Here is a 19,096-nt window from a genome sequence, read left to right as displayed (position 1 = left end):
GTAGCACTGCTTTCCAAAACTGTGCGGAGCCATGGATGGCGGAGCTCAAGCGTCACATGGACGTGCCGAAGGAGCGTGTTTTGGAAAGCAGTACTACCCGGCGGCCTGCGCTCTATGTTTCCCGGAAAATGTCAAACTAGTTAGTAATCGCAATAATTGAGTTAGATCAATTACTCCCGAATAACCCCCGGACTACCCCCATGGGGGGAGCGATTTTCACCCCTTATCCTTCTACTATGTAAAACATGATTTTGGATGCATGAATATGCAGAGGGGATACATCTATGGCACTCATACAAACGGCCGAAACCCGCTACAGCAAACCCGTTCTCGTCGCTGTGAACAAACCGTTTAACGACGAAGACAGCCTGAAGGCCCTGCGCAGCCATCCATTGTTCTCCGAACTCAGTGGCAAAGACCTGGAACACCTGATCCAGCAGTCCCGCAGGCTCCGCCTCGGGCATCACCAACTGCTGTATCGCCAGGACATGCCGGCTCACCACTTCTTCTTCGTGACCTCCGGCCGCTTGCGCCTTTACCGCCTCGACTCCTCCGGGATAGACCGCACCCTCGACAGCATCGCCCCCGGCGACTGCTTTGCCGAAGTGATGATCTACGCCGATCCGCCCCGGTACGCCTGCTACGCCGAAGCCCTGAAATCCAGCGAGGTGCTGATGATTCCGGTCAAAGCCTACCAGGACCTGATTGAGAGTAATCCGAAGTACGCCCAGGCCGCCCTGCGGCATTACGCCAAGCGGGCCGTCTCCCGGTTTCACGACCTGGAAATTATGACTGTCCAGAATGCCCGTGACCGGCTGATCCGGTACCTGATCGACCTGCTGCCGAATGGCGCAAAAGAGGGCGGGGAAGTAGAGCTGCCATTACCCAAGTGCCTGGTGGCATCGAGACTGGCCATGCAGCCGGAAACCTTCTCCCGGATTCTGGCCGATCTGAAATCCAACGGACTGGTGCGGGTTAACCGCAGCCGACTGTTCATTTCAGACCCCCAGCGGCTTATTGAGATCAGCCAGTAAGCGACGACATTCAAGCCTCCAGGGTTTTGGGAAGGAGGACAAGTGAAAGCAAGAAAGCAACGCCCCCTGATCTATTCATGCTCAGGCTGCTCCGATGTTGCCCAGTTGGCTAATAACGTGGCAGTCCGGCTCGACCACGCCGGTGAGTTCGAAATGTCTTGCATTTCCGGGGTGGGCGGCAAGGTGCCCTCACTGGTGAAAACCGCCCGGTCCGGTCGCCCGATTACGGTCATTGACGGTTGCCCGCTCCACTGCGCCCGGGCCTGCCTTGAGAATATCGGAGTCGCACCCGAGGAGCACGTCCGGCTCTACGAGTTCGGCTTCAAGAAACACTATGGACAGAGCTACGGCGATGACGCTGTGGAAGAAGTGTGTGAAGAAGTTCGCAGGCTCACCTCGTCCGGCCAGCTCATTGCCCGCCAGGCGTAAATCGCAGCGGCTAGATACCAGCAAGGATTTTCCAGATGATCAGTAGTTACAGTGATTTGATTCAGGCTTCCCGCAGTCAACAAGAGGCTCAGCGCTTGTTATTCGTGTTCTGCCGGGCCGAGCTGCCCGACGATGCCTCTCCTGAAGAAAAGGCGGCCTTTGAGCGGGGCGAAGGCGGTGCCCTGACGCCTGTGATCTGCGTTGACAAGACGCCCGGTGAGGCGCCGGATTTCGAGGCCCTCGTCGAAGAGTCCAGGACAACTGGCCAGGCCTGGGATGTGGTGTTTATCGCCGCCATGTCCGGCCGTGGTGGTATGGCGCCGTCTACCGACGAAGCGCAGCAACCCATGACCATGATGGTGGAGTCCATTCGCCTGGGCCATGTCAGTAATTATCTCCCTCTCGATTCACAGGGAAACGCAGTCAATCTGGGCTGACCGCGCGTAACCCCCGATTCCTCAGCATAGCCTATCCAATAGGGGGTATTTGATTTTGGTCAAATCAGACTAAGCTCAAATTCGGCTACGCTAAATTAGTGCCATGTCGTCGCTATGGAGCTTTCAGTGACCACCTTTTTCCGGTTTTCTTTTCTTGTGTTTATGTCGATCATGGCTGCCTCGCTGAGTGCAGCACCTGTGAGCAAATACGAGCCAGTAGCTGCCCGCCAGGTGATCCAGAAGGCGTTCCCGTCGGTCACTGCTGTGATCCCGAGGGAAGGCAACCGCGCCATCCAGGAACTCTATGTCGAAGATGAGCTGAAAGGCTACGCCTATCAGAGCCTCGACTTCGTCCAGACCCCGGCTTATTCCGGTAAGCCGCTTAATATCGTAGTGGTTCTGGATACGAACGGGAAAATCGTGAATACCCGTGTTATCGAGCATCACGAACCGATTCTGCTTGTCGGTATTCCCGAGAGTAAACTCCACGAATTTACCGACCAGTACGTCGGGCTGGCGGCGGACCAGCGGGTTACGGTCGGCGGTACAACTTCGGAGCATAAGGTGGCCGTGGATGGACTGTCGGGCGCTACCGTCACCGTGATGGTGGTGAATGAGGTCATCATGAAATCGGCCCACCGTGTTGGCGCCGAACTGGGGCTGGTTGAGAGCCTGAGCGATGCCCGCCCGCCGGCCGCGAAGATTCAGACCACCAGCTTCCAGGACAAGAGTTGGCAGACACTCCTCGGAGAAGGTTCCGTGCGCCGGCTGAAGCTGACCCGTGGCCAGGCGGACGACGCCTTCAAGGGCACGGATGCGGAAGGGATCGACACAACACCGCAGAAACAGCGCGGCAGGCCCCTGATTGATCTGTACGCCGCCTACCTGGATGTGCCAACCATTGGCCGAAACCTGCTGGGCGAAAGCCAGTTCGAGTGGCTGACTTCGGAGCTCAAGGAGGGCGAACATGCCATTGCCGTGATGGCCAATGGCAAGTACTCGTTCAAGGGTTCCGGTTATGTTCGTGGCGGCATCTTCGACCGCATCCAGATCCGCCAGTTCGGTGATACTTTCAACTTCCGTGACCTTGATTTTTACCGGTTGAGCGACGTTTACGCTGAGGGTATGCCGGACTTCAAAGAGATGGCGATCTTCATTATCCGGCAGCAATATAAATTTGATCCGGGCTCTGAATGGACCCTGGAGCTCACGGTCAAGCGCCAGACCGGCCCGCTGGACAGCGAGTTCCAGGTATTCCCGCTCACTTACCAGCTACCGGATCAGTACTACACTCGCCCCGAACCGGTAATGACAGAAGAGGATATGCTGGCGGATCAACCCATGTGGGTACAGATGTGGTACCAGCGTGAGTTCCAGATTGTGGTGCTGGGCATTGGAATCGGCGTGCTGCTGTTCATCCTGTTTTTCCAGGACTGGCTGGTCAAGAAGCCGAAGATGATGCGCTGGATCCGCCACGCCTTCCTGACTTACACCCTTTTCTTTATTGGCTGGTACGCCCTGGGCCAACTCTCCATTGTGAACGTGCTGACGTTCGTAAACAGCCTGATCAGCGGCTTCAGCTGGAAAACCTTCCTGATCGACCCGGTGATTTTCATACTCTGGGCCGTGGTGGCCGGCATCATCCTGCTGTGGGGGCGGGCGGTATACTGTGGCTGGCTGTGTCCGTTCGGCGCCCTGCAGGAGTTGCTGAACGAAATTGCCCGCAAGTTCAAGGTGCCCCAGTACACCGTTCCGTTTGCCGTGCACGAGCGGTTGTGGGCTATCAAGTACATTATTCTGCTGGTGTTGTTCGGGGTGTCGCTGGACTCCATGGCGACCGCTGAGCGCCTGGCCGAGGTAGAACCCTTCAAAACGGCGATTACCCTCAAGTTTGACCGCAGCTGGCCCTTTGTCACCTACGCCGTCCTGTTGCTGGTGGTCAATCTATTCACCCGCAAGGTGTTCTGCCGGTATCTGTGCCCCCTGGGCGCAGCACTGGCTCTGCCTACCAAGCTGCGGGTGTTTGATTGGCTCAAGCGTCGAAAAGAGTGCGGCAACCCCTGCAGGCTCTGTGACCACGAGTGTGAAGTTCAGGCCATTCACCCGGATGGGCACATCAATTACATGGAATGCCATTACTGCCTGGATTGCCAGATGACCTATTTTGATGACCACAAGTGCCCGCCGCTGATCGTGAAGCGCCGGGGCAAGCGTCGTGGCCATAACGCGCCTGGCCACCCGGAAGAAATTCCCGTGGTTCAGGTGACCTGAGTAGTTCCAAAAAAAATAGAAAGTATGAGAAGCAAAACCGCCATTACCAATAACGGAGTTGGATGCTATGAAAAAACGAGATGATTTGACCAAGGATACGCCAGCGGTACCGGCAACTGACCTGAGCCGTCGCCGGTTCATGGGCGCAGCGGCCATGGCCGGCGTTGCCGGGGCAACCGGTCTTGGTGCAGCAGTGATGTCCCGGGAATCGTTCGCGGCCGCCGCCGAAGAAGCCCGCAATAATTTCACTGTGCATCCGGGCGAGCTGGATGAATACTATGGTTTCTGGAGTGGCGGCCACTCTGGCGAGGTTCGCGTATACGGTGTCCCATCCATGCGTGAACTCATGCGTATTCCTGTTTTCAATGTTGACTCCGCCACGGGCTGGGGTATTACCAATGAAAGCAAGGACGTGTTGGGCCATGACAACACTTTCCTGAACGGCGACTCCCACCACCCGCACATCTCCATGACGGATGGCCGGTACGATGGCAAGTATCTGTTCATTAATGACAAGGCCAACACCCGGGTGGCCCGGATCCGCCTGGACATCATGAAGTGTGACAAGATCACCACGATTCCCAACGTTCAGGCCATTCATGGCCTGCGTCTGCAGAAGGTGCCGAAGACCAAGTATGTCTTCTGCAACGCGGAGTACGTGATACCGCACCCGAATGATGGCACCGATACCAGTCTGGAGAACAGCTTCACCATGTTTAACGCGGTGGACGCGGAGACCATGGAAGTGGCCTTCCAGGTCATCGTGGATGGTAACCTGGATAACACCGATGCCGACTACACCGGCAAGTATGCCTGCTCAACCTGCTACAACTCCGAGAAGGCCCTCGACCTGGCCGGCACCATGCGCAACGATCGCGACTGGGCAGTGGTGTTCAATATCGAGCGCATTGAGCAGGCCGTCAAGAACGGGAACTTCAAGACTCTGGGCGATTCCAAGGTGCCGGTTCTGGATGGTCGTGAAGGCTCTGAGCTGACCCGCTACATTCCGGTTCCGAAGAACCCGCACGGTCTGAACACCTCACCTGATGGCAAGTACTTTATTGCCAACGGCAAGTTGTCCCCGACCTGTACTGTGATCGCCATCGACAAGCTGGATGATCTGTTTGCCGGCAACCTGAAAGATGGGCGTGATGTGGTTGTTGCTGAGCCTGAGCTGGGCCTCGGGCCCCTGCACACCACTTACGATGGCCGTGGCAATGCCTACACCACGCTGTTTATCGACAGTCAGGTGGTGAAGTGGAACGTTGCCGATGCCATCAAGCACTACAACGGCGAAGATGTGAACTACATCCGTCAGAAGCTGGATGTTCACTATCAGCCGGGCCACAACCACGCATCGCTGACCGAGTCCCGGGACGCAGATGGCAAGTGGCTGGTGGTGCTGTCGAAGTTTTCCAAGGACCGTTTCCTGCCGGTAGGGCCGCTGCATCCGGAAAATGACCAGTTGATCGATATTTCCGGTGAGGAAATGAAGCTGGTGCATGATGGTCCGACTTTCGCGGAGCCCCATGACTGCATTCTGGTGCGTCGTGATCAGATCAAGACCAAGAAGATCTATGATCGCGACGATCCTTACTTTGCGTCGGCCGTTGAGCAGGCGAAGAAGGACGGCATTACCCTCGAAACCGACAACAAGGTTATCCGCGACGGCAACAAGGTGCGAGTCTATATGACATCTGTGGCGCCGATGTACGGGATGACCGAGTTCAAGGTGAAGCAGGGTGATGAGGTGACAGTGTATGTGTCGAACCAGGACACGATTGAGGACGTGACGCACGGTTTCTGTATGGTAAACCATGGTGTCAGCATGGAGATCAGCCCGCAGCAGACGTCTTCGGTGACTTTTGTGGCGGATAAGCCGGGGGTTCACTGGTACTACTGCAACTGGTTCTGTCATGCGCTGCATATGGAGATGCGTGGGCGTATGCTTGTCGAGAAGGCCTGATAGGTCTCTCTTTCGCCGGGACCCATGAGTAGTGGGTCCCGGCATTCCGTTCACCGACTTCGGAGAAGCAAACCAAGAGAGAAGCCCTTTCCAAAACACGCTCCTGACGGCCCATCCCTGGGGTGCTTGGGCTCCGCCATCCATGGCTCCGCACAGTTTTGGAAAGGGCTTCACTCTTGGCTTGCCAAGCCTGAGTGCAGTCCTCTGCAACTTTTCGTTTTCTAGAGAGACATTGATGTATTCACTTTTGCGTTATGGGGTGGCCCTGACAGTCGCTCTGTTATCGCTGACCGCGAACGCGGACCTGCAAGATCGGCTTGATGCCCTGGAACCGGGCGTGGCCTTTGAGCTTCCTCCTGAGCAAGTTTCGTCCCTGGCCCTTCGGGTGCCCGGGGTGATGGTGTCTTGCCATCCGGACACGGTGATTGACGCCGGCGGGCGGGGCAATGCGGTGGATATTGTCGCCGAGCAGGTGACGCTGTCTGGTTGTGCGGTGCGCAACTGGGGCAGGAATCTGAATGAGCTGGATGCGGGGATTTTTGTGGCCCGGGAGGCCCGGGGGGCGGTGGTTGCGGATAACCGCCTGCAGGGGCCGGCGTTCGGGGTCTGGCTGGATGCGACGCCGGATGTGACGGTTCGCAATAATACAATTCGCGGCGATGCCAGCATGCGTCCGAATGACCGGGGCAACGGGATTCATCTGTTCAATACCACCGGGGCGCTGATTGAAGGCAATGATATCAGTCAGACCCGGGATGCGATTTATATCGAGACGGCGAATAACAATACGATCCGGGGCAATGAGATGTCGGATCTGCGTTATGGCATCCACTACATGTATTCGATGAATAACCTGCTGGAGAACAATGTCACCCGGGGTACGCGGACGGGTTATGCGCTGATGCAGAGTAAGCGCCTGAAGGTGATCAATAACCGGTCGGTGAATGATGAGAATTACGGGATTCTGATGAACTTCATTACTCAGTCGGAGCTGCGGGGCAATGTGGTGACCGGCGTTTCCCAGGGCCGGACCGGTGGGGTGGTGATCGATGGCGCCGAGGGCAAGGCGGTGTTTATCTATAACTCACTGTACAACGTCTTTGAGGGTAACCTGTTTGCGGATAGTAACATCGGGATTCATCTGACTGCTGGTTCCGAGGATAACGAGGTATCCGGAAATGCGTTTGTGAACAACCAGAGGCAGGTGAAGTATGTGGCCACACGCACCCAGGAGTGGTCGAAAGACGGTCGGGGGAATTACTGGAGTGACTACCTGGGCTGGGACCGCAACCAGGACGGGGTTGGGGATGTGCCCTATGAGCCAAATGACAATGTCGACCGGCTGCTTTGGAAATATCCGGAGGCGAAGATCCTGATGTTCAGTCCGGCGGTGGATACCCTGCGCTGGGTGCAGGATGCCTTCCCGGTGGTCAAGGGCGCCGGGGTTGCCGATTCCTACCCGTTGATGCGATTTCCTTCCGATCTGAAACCGGAGATCCGATGAGCTGTTTTCGTCTTGAGAATGTGAGTTACCGGTACGACAAGAGCCCGGTACTGCAAGGGATTGATCTACGCCTGGAGCCGGGTGAAATTCTTGGGCTGTTCGGGCACAACGGGGCGGGCAAGACCACATCCATCAAGCTGATTTTGGGGCTGATGCAGCCCACCCAGGGCAGAGTGTCGGTGCTCGGTGGCCACGCCGGAGATCCTCAGGTTACCCAGCACATCGGTTACCTGCCGGAGAATGTGATGTTCTACCCGCAGCTGACCGGCCGGGAAATCCTGAGTCATTTTGCGCGGCTGAAGGGGGCTTCGCTGCGGCAGGTGCCTGAGTTGCTCAATCAGGTGGGCCTGGACGATGCCATGGATGCCCGGACCAAGACATACTCGAAAGGCATGCGCCAGCGTCTGGGCCTGGCCCAGGCATTGTTGGGCAAGCCGAAGCTGCTGATGTTGGATGAGCCTACTGTGGGTCTGGATCCGGTCGCCACAGCCGACCTGTATCGGCTACTCCGTGAACTGCGGGATGAGGGCACGGGCATTGTGTTGTGTTCCCATGTTCTGCCCGGTGTCGAGCCTTACATCGACCGCGCTGCCATTCTCACGGAAGGTTCCTTGCAAGCGGTCGGAGATCTGGCAGCGCTGAGGCGCCAGGCCAATATGCCGGTGACCCTGTCGCTGGACCCCGCCAACAGTATTTCTGCGCTGGAGAGGGTCATTGATAAAGCGTCCACCAATAGCGGGCTGATGATCAAGGCCGATAACGGACGCCTGCGGGTGGACGTACAACCCAGGGAGAAAATGGCCTTTCTGAAAGCGGTGATAGCATCGGGCGAGGTGGCGGATATCAGCATCCACCAGCCTAGCCTGGAAGATATTTACGTGCATTTCATCGGCTCGGGCGGCCTGGCTCATCGCGGAGGCAACCAATGAACAGCATCTGGACCATTGCCCGTAAAGAACTTAGCGACAGCCTGCGAAACCGTTGGCTGATGGCCATTTCGCTGGTCTTTGCCACCCTGGCCCTGGGTATTGCCTGGTTTGGCGCCGCCGCTTCCGGCCAGGTGGGCTATGCCTCGACGCCTGCCACCATGGCCAGCCTTGCCAGTCTGGGAATCTTTCTGATTCCCCTGATCGCACTGTTACTGGCATACGACGCCATCGTTGGGGAAGAAGAGGGCGGTACCCTGCTGCTGCTGATGACCTATCCACTCAGCCGCAGTCAACTACTGCTCGGCAAGTTCCTGGGCCACGGCCTGACCCTCGCCTTCGCCACCCTGATTGGCTTCGGCGTTGCGGGTGTGGCCATCGCCCTGCTGGTTGAGGACGTGGCCATTACCAGTCTGGCGGTCGCCATGATTCGCTTTATTGTCTCCACCATCCTGCTGGGCTGGGGCTTTATTGCACTTGCCTACGTGATCAGCGTAAGGGTCAGTGAAAAACCTATCGCCGCCGGCCTGGCCCTGGCCATCTGGTTCTTCTTTGTACTGATTTTCGACCTCATGCTGCTCGGCACCCTCGTAGCGAGCGAGGGAAAATTCAGCGCCGAGGTGCTGCCCTGGCTGCTGATGCTCAACCCCACCGACATCTACCGTCTGCTCAACATTGTGGCCTTCGATGGCGCAGCGCAACTCAGCGGCGTCCTCAGCCTCGGCGCCGACCTGCCTTTCGGTGCCTTAGGTCTCTGGGTTGGCCTCGTGCTCTGGTGTGCCATCCCGCTGGCGGGGGCCCTGTTACTTTTCCGAAATCGTCGTATCTGAATGGAGTTGTCCCGATGAAAACAATTAAACTGAACTGGTTCCTCGCCGCCCTGGCAGTCCTTACACTGACGGCCTGCTCGGAAAATGAAGAACAAACGACCGCCAAACCCGCCCCGGTGCATTTTGATAGCGGTGACGAATGCCATGTCTGCGGCATGATCATCGAGGGCTTTCCCGGCCCCAAAGGCCAGGCCATCACCGAAAAAGACCAGCAGGTCCGCAAGTTCTGCTCCACCAGGGACATGTTCGCCTGGATGCTACAGCCGGAAAACATCCACCGCGACCACACCCTCTACGTCCACGACATGGCCCAGACCGGCTGGCAAAGCCCGGACGACACCGCCCTGATCGACGCCAGGGCAGCATTCTACGTAGTCGGCTCCAATCGAACCGGTGCCATGGGCCCAACACTGGCCTCATTCGCCACCGAAAGCTCTGCCCATGAGTTCATGAAGGAATATGGCGGACAGGTTCTGAAATACAGCGAAATCACCCTGGATCACCTGAATACAGGTGACCCAATGGGTGGAATGAGCGGGATGAGTGGAGTGCACGAGATGAATGAGCCGGAGGGTTCACAGGCTGCGCACTCCACAGATCACTGATTTCGAAAATGGCGTCCAACCCCGGGACGGGATTCAGTGTTCGTCGTGAGCGCCCGCGACGATGTTGTGGATCTCCTCAATCGAGTGGACATAACGAACGTAGTTGTCGACGAATTGGCGTCCATCCGAAACTGACTCGGCGTTGACGCCTTGCATGGTTTCGTGGAACTGTTTTGTGACAAAGCCGGTGACCTTTTCTCCCAGTTTCCGTGCCAGGACGTCCACATTGCCTTCAGCCAGGGCCTTGTCAGCGGCCTTGGCTGCGGCGGACGCGCTGCCAGCCGGCTTTAACCCTGTGTAGGGTGCACCTTCAGTGGCCCGGTGCAGTCGCACCAGTGTCTCGAAGAAATACTTGTCAGCCAGTTCTCGGGCCCGTGGGTTTCCCTTTCGGACTTCCAGGGTATCGTTGAAGGCGGCTGCCAGATCTTTTTCATCGGCGGGGCCGATCCACTTAAGAACCGGTTTCAGGGACTGTTCGTTTAAAGCTGTCCGGGCGTCTCCGATAACAGGGCCGTCCATTGAGTCGCAATGAGCAAAGCTGGCGGAACTCCAGAGCAGTGTTCCGCTGATCAGGGCAAGCGTGGCAATTCGTTGGGTTTTGCGGAATGATTTCATGGTGAACCTCTCGGTATTGTCAGGATTTCTTTGGCGCCCCGGGAAAAGTCCCGAAGCCGCCGGTTGCAAATCCACTTTGTCCGAAAGGAGGAGCCTTGGCGTTCGGATACAGGAATCCGAACGTTCGAATGCGTCGCCGAACGGCGACTAGCCGTTGTTAGCGAAAGAGCGGCGATACTGTGAAGGTGTCTTGCCGGTTGTTTTACGGAAAAGTGTGTTAAAGACTGACTTAGAATTGAATCCGGATTCGTACATGATATCGGTGATGGTCGTTGTCTCTGCCGGATCTGCAAGTCGCCGTCGGGCATGCTCGATCCGATAACTGTTCACGAACTCGTAAAAGTTCTTGCCCATCTGTTGGTTCAGGAATTGGGACAGCTCCCGGGGCGCCACGTCCGACAGACGAGCCAGTCGGTCCACAGTGAGGTTCGAGTGTAGATAGGGTTGGTGTTGCTCCATCACTTGCTGTATTCGGCTGGTTAGTGGCTCCGGGGATCGGTCTTTGGCGTTGGCGCCAGAGGATGCTTTGGTATCCAGCAAGGTCGGGGCAATACCCGCAAATAGAGTGGGTTGCCTGAATGCCAGCACCGACATTGGTAGCAGGACGACAACGCTGACCATCGTCGTGGCAATGGTTAGCGACTGATGGATGCCAGGTACCCGCATCACATGGGCGAGCAGGCAGTAGACAAGACTGAGTGACCAGGCCGTCCCGTAGGCTAGAAGCAAATTCCGGAGCCAGCTCAGCTCCTTGTTGCCGAGATCCGAGAAAATATTCCTCAGTTCGACGCCAAAGCGCGAGATTTTCTTGAGTGTCGCTACCAAATACCCGAGTACGATGCCGTGAAGGACAATTGCTAGGACAACAGAGTCCATGACGCCGGGGTAGTGACTGTCTGACAGCATTTTGGCCTGGGCTTTCGCGGGAAGGCTGTAGTAACCCAGAGTGAACACCACAATGGCTCCGAGAACAGGGAGAAGGTGGGCCAGATGCCGCAGCCTCAATCGGAAATCGCGATACATAACCGACTGGGCGTACACAAAAATGGCCCCGGGCTGGAGCATTCCGAGGATGGTTCCCGTAAAGGCAGTGTCCGGATAACTGAAGGCAAGGCCGGTTGTATGTAGGAAAACCTCGAGCAGGGTGCCGACCAAGCCTGCAAGCATGAGTGCCAGGAGCAGCCGCGGTAGGCGTCGGGTTTTCGAAGGCGCAATACATAGCAGAATCAGAAACAGGAACTGCGAAATGACGCCGAATAATACAAGTTGGGGCAGTGTCAGGAACACGGTGGGATCAACGCGTGAGTATCATCAGCCGCCGGTCATATTCATGAACCGCAGGATCTGCACATCCCCATTGGCGGAGAAGTGATGGCGCTCCGGCTTCAGGTCCATGGCGTTGATAATGGTCTGGCGCAGTTTGTCATCCGTCACCGGATTGCCGCGAAGAACCCGGCGCAGATCCACCGAGTGTTCATTGCCCAGGCACAGCAGAAGCCGCCCCTCAACGGTCACTCTTACACGGTTACAGGTCGAGCAGAAATTATGGGAGTGGGGTGAGATGAAGCCCACCTTCGTGGCACTGTCCGGCATGCGATAGTAGCGCGCCGGACCACCGGAATCTTCAGTGGCGGGCACCAGTTCGTGGTGCTGGCGGATGATATTCCGCACTTCTTCGCTGGTGCACAGTGCAAGGCCCCGGTCATGTTCAGAAATTTCACCCAGTGGCATTTCCTCAATGAAACTGATATCGACCCGTTTCTTTCTGGCGAATTCAATCAGCTCCGGGATCTCTTCATCGTTGCGGCCCTTCATGACCACGGTATTGAGTTTGATGCCACGGAAGCCGGCCTCGCGGGCGGCATCAATACCATCCAGCACCTGGCCGAGGTTGCCTGTGCGAGTGATGTTGCGGAATTTTTCGGCATCCAGAGAATCGAGGCTGATGTTCAGCCGGTGCATTCCGGCCTTGCGCAGGGGCTCGGCCATGGTGGTCAACTTACTGCCGTTGGTGGTCATGGCAAAATCACGCAACCCGTAGGTGCCGATTTCCTTGACCAGTTCCAGGATGTCCTTGCGTACCAGCGGCTCACCGCCCGTCAGACGGATTTTTTCGGTACCCAGCGAAACGAAGTTGCGGGCAACCCGGGCAATCTCTTCCAGAGTTAGAACCTGCTGACGAGGCAGGAACGTCATGTCCTCCGCCATGCAGTACACGCAGCGGAAATCGCAGCGATCAGTGACGGACAGCCGCACATAGTTGACGGTACGGCCAAAACGGTCTGTCAGCTTGCTCTGGAGCATCGGGTTGATCCTGTTACCGCTTGTTTTTTGATCTGAGTATAGGCCAAGTATTGCAGATTGGATCAATTATTCCGATACCCCTCGGGAGGTAAGTGAATGATCCAGGCATGACACTAAGTGGTCAGGCCGTCTATCCGCGTAAACAGAACGCTGTTTTCCAGGGCGATATGTGCATTCAGGTCTTCCCGGAAAGTGGCAATCTGTTCATAGAGCTTCCGCCAGGTATTACAGGCATCCTCCGGCAGATCCAGGTGGTTGGTGTAGGTGTCAAGCCGGGCAAGGGCGCTACCGTGATCCTCATGCTCAGCGCGCATCACCGAGATAGGGCCCCGGGCCATGCCGGAAATTCCCCGCACAATCATTGGAAACAGAATCTGCTCCTCCTTGGCCATATGGCTTTCGAGCTCTGCCTGCATCGTTTCAAGGTGAGCGCTGAGGCCAGAAGGACATTCAGGATGACTGCCATGCACTCGTTCGACTCTCTGGGCCAGCCGAATCAATTCGGGTAGCTGGTCCCGGTGGGTGTCGTGATAGCGGTTGAGAATGTGTTCAATCAGTTCTTCCTCTGAGGCTTTTTCAAGCCAGGTTTGTGGGGACATTGCATTTCTCCTTTAGATGTACAAAAAATAGATGTTAGATGACCTGGTCTTGCTCATCTTCGGTCTGATTTGTGTTTAATGCCTTATAGGTTGGGTGTGTCAGGGTTGAAATTCCAAGAAAAGGAGTCTATAAAAGATATATTAAAGATGTATGCAGGAGGTTTCAAATGGAAAATATGTTATTCAGGGCGAACAGCGCGATAGTCTGGTCACTGCTGGGGCTGGTGCTGACGATATTAGTGGCTTACCCGCTGGCGCAGTACTTTTCCATGGCCGTTCAGATTCTGGCGCACGTTGGAACTCTGCTATTCGCTGTGGGTATCAAGGTTGCTTACGTTGCCAGGCTGGTATTTCTCAGCCGTTTGGGCAGACCTGTTCATTGAATCCCGGTAGAATAGATGCAGATATGAACCTTGGTGAGAACCCCGTGATGGGCGATCGTATTGGCAAAACCGGATTTCGTATTCTTGCGTATACATCAATGATGCTGGCTGCAGTGGGAGTGGTTTTGCCACTGTTGCCAACAACGCCATTTGTTCTGCTGGCTGCCTTTTTTGCCAGCAGGGGCTCGCCAGCTTTTGCCCAATGGCTTGAGGGCCATCCCAGGTTTGGTCCTGCTATTGATCAGTGGCGCACCCGCAGAGCGATTCCGGTGCGGGCCAAGGTGCTGGCCTGCAGCATGATGGCCTTCAGTTGGGGGCTACTGTTTCTTCTGGGGACGCCGGGTGTGCTGGTGGCGACAGCAGGCGTATTTCTTTGCGGCACCGCGTATTACCTGGTGACGCGTCCATCATACTGACCGACTGTATTAGAAACTGGAGTACTGAATGCATATCACCCGTTACACCGATTATTCACTTCGCGTTCTGATTTATCTCGCAGTGCAGGGTGATCGCCTGGCAACCATTCAGGAAATTGCCGACAGCTATGATATCTCCAAAAACCATCTCATGAAGGTGGTTCACCAGCTGAACAAAAAGGGATACATCGAAACGGTTCGGGGCAAGAAAGGCGGCATGCGTCTTCATATGACGCCGTCGGATATCAATATTGGCATTCTGGTTCGGGAAACCGAGCAGGACCTGAGCATTGTGGAGTGCTTTTCGTCGAAAAATGCCTGCAAGATAACCCCTGTGTGTGGCTTGAAATCCATGTTCGGGGAGGCACTGCAAGCGTTTCTGGAAGCGCTCGATAAATATACCCTGGCCGATATTATTCAGGACCAGCACAGGCCCCAGTTACTGAGACTGCTCCAGATCGCCTGATGGGGCGATACAGAAACTTACGAATCAAATCCATTTAAAACTGCCGATGAATCCGCGGGTCCGATAACATTGATCCTGATTCATAAATAACAACAAAGTTATTGGGGCCGGTTTGATTCATATCGCTTTGCTGGTGTTGCTGGCGCTGTGTTCGGCAGGCTCGTCTGCAACCGGAATACCGGACACTTTTCCCGTTGTGTTGGACGAGGACAGCGCGAGGCTCGATATATCCCGGCATTTAACCTACTACGAAGATCCTTCCTCCAGCCTGAACATCGTCCAGATAGTCCGGCGCTGGCCGAAAATTGCATCCGATGGCATTCCGGATGAAGCGTATAACTTCGGCTTTACCGATTCGACCTACTGGTTCCACACCCGCGTAGTGAACAACTCCAGCCCGAATGACCGATGGGTGATTGAAGGCCTGTATCCGATCATTGATGAAATGGAAGTTTTCTTCGTCCTGGCGGACGGGAGCATTAGTCGCCAGATAGCGGGAGACGCGATTCCCTTTCGGCAGCGTCCCAAGGACCACCACAATATCAATTTTCTCCTGAAGCTGCCGACCGGTCAGAGCGTCGATCTGTTTTTCCGGGTCAGGACCTCCGGGGCTGTGCAGATGCGGACCCTGCTGTGGCACTCGGATGACTTCAGTTCGGCGGATCACCAGGAGCGGTTCCTGCTGGGGCTCTATTATGGACTCCTGGTTTGCATGGCGATCTTCAATTTTCTGATCTTCGTGTCGTTCCGGGACACCAACTACCTGTGGTACGTGTCCTATATCCTGTCCTATGGCTTGCTCCAGTTCACCCTGAATGGTCTGGCATTCGAGCACCTCTGGCCGGAGTCGCCCTGGTGGAACAATCGCGCAGTGGCGTTCCTGATCGCCGCTGGCATGTTCTGTGTTCTCGGGTTTTCGCGCTCGTTCCTGGCACTCAGGGATAATGCTCCCAGGCTTGAGAAGGTGTTTCTCTCGCTGATGGCCTTCTTTGTGATAGCTGGCGCGGCGGCCTTGTTCTGGCCCGCGTACGGCCCGGTCATTCGAGTGAACACCTTTATGGCAGCGGTATCGGTGGGGTTTGTCATCCTTGCAGGTGGAATTTGCCTGTATCGCAGGTTCCGGCCGGCCCGATATTTCATGGTGGCCTGGACCGCGTTGTTGTCCGGGATGCTTCTTTACACGCTCAAGACGTTTGCCATCGTACCCGCCAACTTTGTCACCGAGTTCGGTATCCAGATTGGCTCCGCTTTCGAAGTCATTCTGCTGTCCATTGCCCTGGCTGACCGCTTGAGGCACATGTCGCTCAAGAACCAGCAGATCCAGCAGGAAATGAACGAAAAGCTGGAGTCCCGGGTTGCCGCGCGAACATCAGAGCTGGAGGCCGCCAACCGGCAGCTGGAAGCCCTGAGTTCAACGGACGGGTTAACCGGGGTATTCAACCGTCGCTATTTCGATGCCCGCCTGGCGGAAGAAGCGGCCCGCTGCCGGCGTCAGGGTCCGATGGCACTGATTATGATCGACGTGGATCACTTCAAATCGTTTAACGACAATCTGGGGCACCAGGCTGGGGATGCGTGCCTGCAGCGCCTTGCTGATACCCTGGCAGTGGTTGTCCGCCGGGAAACCGACATTGTCGCGCGTTATGGCGGAGAAGAGTTTGCCATTATCCTGCCCTATACCGATGCCATCGGAGCCAGGACACTGGCGGAAAAGGTTCGTGCGACGGTTGAGCGTGATCTGCGATTTGAATGGGAAGGGCAGCCGGTTCCGGTAACCGTCAGTCTCGGCGTGGCGACGGCTCCCGGTGGTGCTTCCGTGGAGCCGTGCGAGCTGATTTCGGCGGCAGACGGGGCCCTCTATGCCTCCAAGCAGGCTGGCCGGAACCGGGTGACGGTCCATGCGCCCGGCAACCTGCATTCCGGAACCTTTGAGCCCGTTATGCCGTAGTGGCGGAGCCTCCTCCAAGACGCTCGGGCAGGGAGTGCCGGAGAACCCGCTTCAATACTGTGCCGTACTGCCGGGCGAAGCTGCCGGTGTTGTAGTGAATGCCATGCTTCTGACAGACCGCCTGTACTCTTCCGGAGATTTCCGGGTAGCGGTGTGCGGGCAGGTCGGGGAACACATGGTGTTCTACCTGGTAGCTCAGGTGTCCGCTCAGGATATGCAGCCAGCGGCTGCCGGTAAAGTTTGAGGAGCCGGTTAGCTGGCGCCGGTACCAGTGGCCCTTGCTCTCACCTTCGCATTCTTCCTCGCTGAAGGTTTCGGCGTCCTGGGTAAAGTGGCCGCAGAAAATCACCGTTGACGACCAGAGGTTGCGTATCAGGTTTGCGCCCACGTTGCCGGCCAGAACGATGGGCGCCACCGGGAAGGTGACCAATGGGAAGAACACATAGTCCTTGAACGCCTGCCGGCCGCCCTTGCGGGCAAACTCTTTCAGGAACGGCAGCTTTTCGCGTAAGCTGATCTCCCTGCGCTGAAGCTTCTCTGTTTCCAGTTCGTGCAGTCCCACACCCCACTGGAAGAACACGCTGAGCAGAATGTAGTTGATGAACTGCAGGGAATGCCGCGGCCTCCAGGGTTCATCATCGCTTAGCCGCAGAACCGCGTACCCGTAATCCCGATCTTTGCCGATGATATTGGTGTAGGTGTGGTGCTCATAATTATGGGTACGGCGCCAGGAATCACCGGTGCAGACGGTGTCCCACTCGTAGGTTTGAGAATGCAGGCTTGGGTCGTTCATCCAGTCGTACTGGCCATGCATCACGTTGTGGCCGATCTCCATGTTCTCCAGAATCTTGGCAATGCCCAGGGTTGCCGTTGCCGCGACGAAGACCGGCGGAATGAAGCCAAACGGCATCATCACCCGGCCACCGGCTTCGAGCATTCGATGCAGGCGTACCATCCGGCGGATGTAATGGGCATCTCGCTCGCCGAGATCGGCGATAACCTCATCCCGAATGGCGTTGAGATCCTGTTCGAGTTCCGAGAGCTGTGCTTCGGTCATCTGTTTCATGGTGGTGCTCCTTGCGGAGATTTCAGACTCCGCGATGTAATTGGATGTCGGATCTTAGATGTCGATGGAGACCGGGCCCTTGGGCACCGAAATGCAAATCTGAATGTTTTCCTCACCCGGGCCGGACGTTTGACCGGTCAGGCGATTGACCACGGTGCCGGCGGTTTTTCGGCAGCTGCACTGGTGGCAGATGCCCATACGGCAGCCATTGCGCGGTGACAGGCCGGCGGCTTCGGCAATGTCCAGCAAGGTGGCATCGCCCTCGGACGCTATGTCCTGCTTGCTTTCGGCAAACCGGACTTGCCCGCCCAGTGCCTCGTTGCCCAGGTCGGCCTGTGGCACCGAAAAGAAAGTGCTGTGAATGTCTGTGTCGGTAATGCCCCGCTGATGCAGAAGATTCCGGGCCAGGTCCATCAGCCCTGTCGGACCGCAAAGGAAGGCCTGCCGCGCCTTGATTCCGGGTATGGCATCAAGATCCTCGTCGCACAGGTAACGGGGTGCCTCTGTTTCATGGGTTGCGATGATGTTCAGGGTCAGCGCACTGTAGCGAGCTGACAGGGCCTGAAGTTTTTCCCTGGCGATGACGTCGTCTCCGGTTCGAACGAAGTAAAGCAGCGTCACGGGTGCCCGGTAGTCGGTGGCAGCCATGGTTTCAAGCTGGCTCAAAACCGGCGTGATCCCGCTGCCTCCGGTAATGAAGAGCAATGGTTGGGCCGGCTCGGGAACAAGAAAATCACCGAAGGCCTCGCCCATTCCGATCACGGTGCCGGTCTGGAGTGCATCATGTATCCATTTAGTCACCCGACCACCCGGTAGACGTTTGATGGTGAGCGTCACCCGTCCCTGTTCCTGCCAGAGAATCGGGGAGCTCGAAAGACTGAAAGTGCGGTTACGCCGGATGCCACCCACATCAACACAGATGTTTACATGCTGACCGGCCCTGAATCCGGACCACCTACGGGACGGCTTCAGTACCAGGGTTTTGGTGTCCGGGGTTTCCTGGATGATCTGTTCCACTCGTGCCGGTGTGTACTCTTGTACCCACATCGGATTGATGCGCTCAAGCAGAGGATCGAAAAATGCAGCCGGGTCATCCCGGTTGAATAGCTGCCTGCCAAGCCAATGCAGCGCTCCGCTCTGAGTCTGTTTCGCTAGCATGGTGGTTGTCTCCCGTGAATATCCTGATCTTTGTGCACATTTGTACACTTATGTGTACGAATGTACACAGGGATATTGGAGGAGACAATGGGTACTTGTGCATTGGCGTAAAATGACAAACATTCTGTACTTTTATTTT

Annotated in this window: 19 protein-coding genes; 13 read left to right on the top strand and 6 right to left on the bottom strand. The window is 56.4% G+C overall.

Annotated elements, in window-relative coordinates; genetic code table 11:
• The first annotated feature begins 284 nt into the window (after positions 1-284).
• The 9 genes from ACN0XM_RS13710 to ACN0XM_RS13670 all read left to right on the top strand — a co-directional run bounded on the left by ACN0XM_RS13710 (position 285) and on the right by ACN0XM_RS13670 (position 10,002).
• Entirely contained in the window at positions 285-1,034 is a 750-nt protein-coding gene (locus ACN0XM_RS13710; RefSeq protein ID WP_417567506.1) for a Crp/Fnr family transcriptional regulator, read from the top strand.
• A 42-nt stretch (positions 1,035-1,076) separates the two neighbouring features.
• The gene (locus tag ACN0XM_RS13705; protein ID WP_417567505.1) at positions 1,077-1,463 is read left to right on the top strand and encodes a putative zinc-binding protein; all 387 of its coding nucleotides are present in this window, start codon (positions 1,077-1,079) and stop codon (positions 1,461-1,463) included.
• Between the two features lie 35 nt (positions 1,464-1,498).
• On the top strand, positions 1,499-1,900 hold the full coding sequence (locus ACN0XM_RS13700) for a ribonucleotide reductase subunit alpha (RefSeq protein WP_417567504.1): 402 nt from the start codon (positions 1,499-1,501) through the stop codon (positions 1,898-1,900).
• A gap of 162 nt (positions 1,901-2,062) precedes the next feature.
• Positions 2,063-4,171: a transcriptional regulator NosR gene (nosR, locus tag ACN0XM_RS13695; RefSeq protein WP_417567723.1), complete on the top strand. Its 2,109-nt coding sequence runs from the start codon at positions 2,063-2,065 to the stop codon at positions 4,169-4,171.
• A gap of 67 nt (positions 4,172-4,238) precedes the next feature.
• Positions 4,239-6,137, top strand: a complete 1,899-nt coding sequence (gene nosZ / locus ACN0XM_RS13690; protein WP_417567503.1) for a TAT-dependent nitrous-oxide reductase — start codon at positions 4,239-4,241, stop codon at positions 6,135-6,137.
• A 235-nt stretch (positions 6,138-6,372) separates the two neighbouring features.
• Positions 6,373-7,641 (top strand): nitrous oxide reductase family maturation protein NosD, encoded by a 1,269-nt coding sequence (locus tag ACN0XM_RS13685; RefSeq protein WP_417567502.1) that lies wholly within the window; start codon positions 6,373-6,375, stop codon positions 7,639-7,641.
• Positions 7,638-8,570, top strand: coding sequence for an ABC transporter ATP-binding protein (locus ACN0XM_RS13680; protein WP_417567501.1), 933 nt, complete (start codon positions 7,638-7,640; stop codon positions 8,568-8,570). Before ACN0XM_RS13685 ends, ACN0XM_RS13680 begins: the two co-directional genes overlap by 4 nt.
• A complete protein-coding gene (locus ACN0XM_RS13675) occupies positions 8,567-9,397 on the top strand; it encodes an ABC transporter permease (RefSeq protein WP_417567500.1) in 831 nt (276 codons plus the stop codon). Before ACN0XM_RS13680 ends, ACN0XM_RS13675 begins: the two co-directional genes overlap by 4 nt.
• Before the next feature lie 14 nt (positions 9,398-9,411).
• Entirely contained in the window at positions 9,412-10,002 is a 591-nt protein-coding gene (locus ACN0XM_RS13670) for a nitrous oxide reductase accessory protein NosL (protein WP_417567499.1), read from the top strand.
• A 33-nt stretch (positions 10,003-10,035) separates the two neighbouring features.
• On the opposite strand, the gene ACN0XM_RS13665 is transcribed toward ACN0XM_RS13670, so the two are convergent.
• The 4 genes from ACN0XM_RS13665 to ACN0XM_RS13650 form a co-directional block, all read right to left on the bottom strand.
• A complete protein-coding gene (locus ACN0XM_RS13665; RefSeq protein WP_417567498.1) occupies positions 10,036-10,617 on the bottom strand; it encodes a DUF6448 family protein in 582 nt (193 codons plus the stop codon).
• A gap of 147 nt (positions 10,618-10,764) precedes the next feature.
• A complete protein-coding gene (locus ACN0XM_RS13660) occupies positions 10,765-11,784 on the bottom strand; it encodes a helix-turn-helix domain-containing protein (RefSeq protein ID WP_417567497.1) in 1,020 nt (339 codons plus the stop codon).
• Positions 11,785-11,928: 144 nt separating this feature from the next.
• Positions 11,929-12,921 carry a GTP 3',8-cyclase MoaA gene (gene moaA / locus ACN0XM_RS13655; protein WP_417567496.1) on the bottom strand — a complete coding sequence of 331 codons (993 nt, stop codon included), beginning with the start codon at positions 12,919-12,921 and terminating at the stop codon, positions 11,929-11,931.
• A 113-nt stretch (positions 12,922-13,034) separates the two neighbouring features.
• On the bottom strand, positions 13,035-13,520 hold the full coding sequence (locus ACN0XM_RS13650; RefSeq protein WP_417567495.1) for a hemerythrin domain-containing protein: 486 nt from the start codon (positions 13,518-13,520) through the stop codon (positions 13,035-13,037).
• Between the two features lie 167 nt (positions 13,521-13,687).
• Between ACN0XM_RS13650 and ACN0XM_RS13645 the strand changes: the two genes are divergently transcribed.
• The 4 genes from ACN0XM_RS13645 (at position 13,688) to ACN0XM_RS13630 (ending at position 16,733) form a co-directional block, all read left to right on the top strand.
• Positions 13,688-13,903 carry a hypothetical protein gene (locus tag ACN0XM_RS13645; protein ID WP_417567494.1) on the top strand — a complete coding sequence of 72 codons (216 nt, stop codon included), beginning with the start codon at positions 13,688-13,690 and terminating at the stop codon, positions 13,901-13,903.
• A 23-nt stretch (positions 13,904-13,926) separates the two neighbouring features.
• Positions 13,927-14,319 (top strand): YbaN family protein, encoded by a 393-nt coding sequence (locus tag ACN0XM_RS13640; protein WP_417567493.1) that lies wholly within the window; start codon positions 13,927-13,929, stop codon positions 14,317-14,319.
• Positions 14,320-14,347: 28 nt separating this feature from the next.
• The gene (locus tag ACN0XM_RS13635; protein ID WP_417567492.1) at positions 14,348-14,785 is read left to right on the top strand and encodes an RrF2 family transcriptional regulator; all 438 of its coding nucleotides are present in this window, start codon (positions 14,348-14,350) and stop codon (positions 14,783-14,785) included.
• A 112-nt stretch (positions 14,786-14,897) separates the two neighbouring features.
• Entirely contained in the window at positions 14,898-16,733 is a 1,836-nt protein-coding gene (locus ACN0XM_RS13630) for a 7TM diverse intracellular signaling domain-containing protein (protein ID WP_417567491.1), read from the top strand.
• Here ACN0XM_RS13630 and ACN0XM_RS13625 read toward each other — a convergent pair.
• Positions 16,723-17,799 carry a fatty acid desaturase family protein gene (locus tag ACN0XM_RS13625; RefSeq protein WP_417567490.1) on the bottom strand — a complete coding sequence of 359 codons (1,077 nt, stop codon included), beginning with the start codon at positions 17,797-17,799 and terminating at the stop codon, positions 16,723-16,725. The genes ACN0XM_RS13630 and ACN0XM_RS13625 overlap by 11 nt on opposite strands.
• A 54-nt stretch (positions 17,800-17,853) precedes the next feature.
• Complete coding sequence (locus ACN0XM_RS13620; RefSeq protein WP_417567489.1) at positions 17,854-18,957, bottom strand: ferredoxin reductase; 1,104 nt, start codon at positions 18,955-18,957, stop codon at positions 17,854-17,856.
• Positions 18,958-19,096: the final 139 nt, after the last annotated feature.

Source organism: Marinobacter sp. (genome assembly GCF_048269445.1).
In the GTDB taxonomy this organism is placed as follows: Bacteria; Pseudomonadota; Gammaproteobacteria; order Pseudomonadales; family Oleiphilaceae; genus Marinobacter.
The sequence above is the reverse complement of the archived record's forward strand: the minus strand, read 5'-3'. Positions and strand labels throughout refer to the sequence as shown.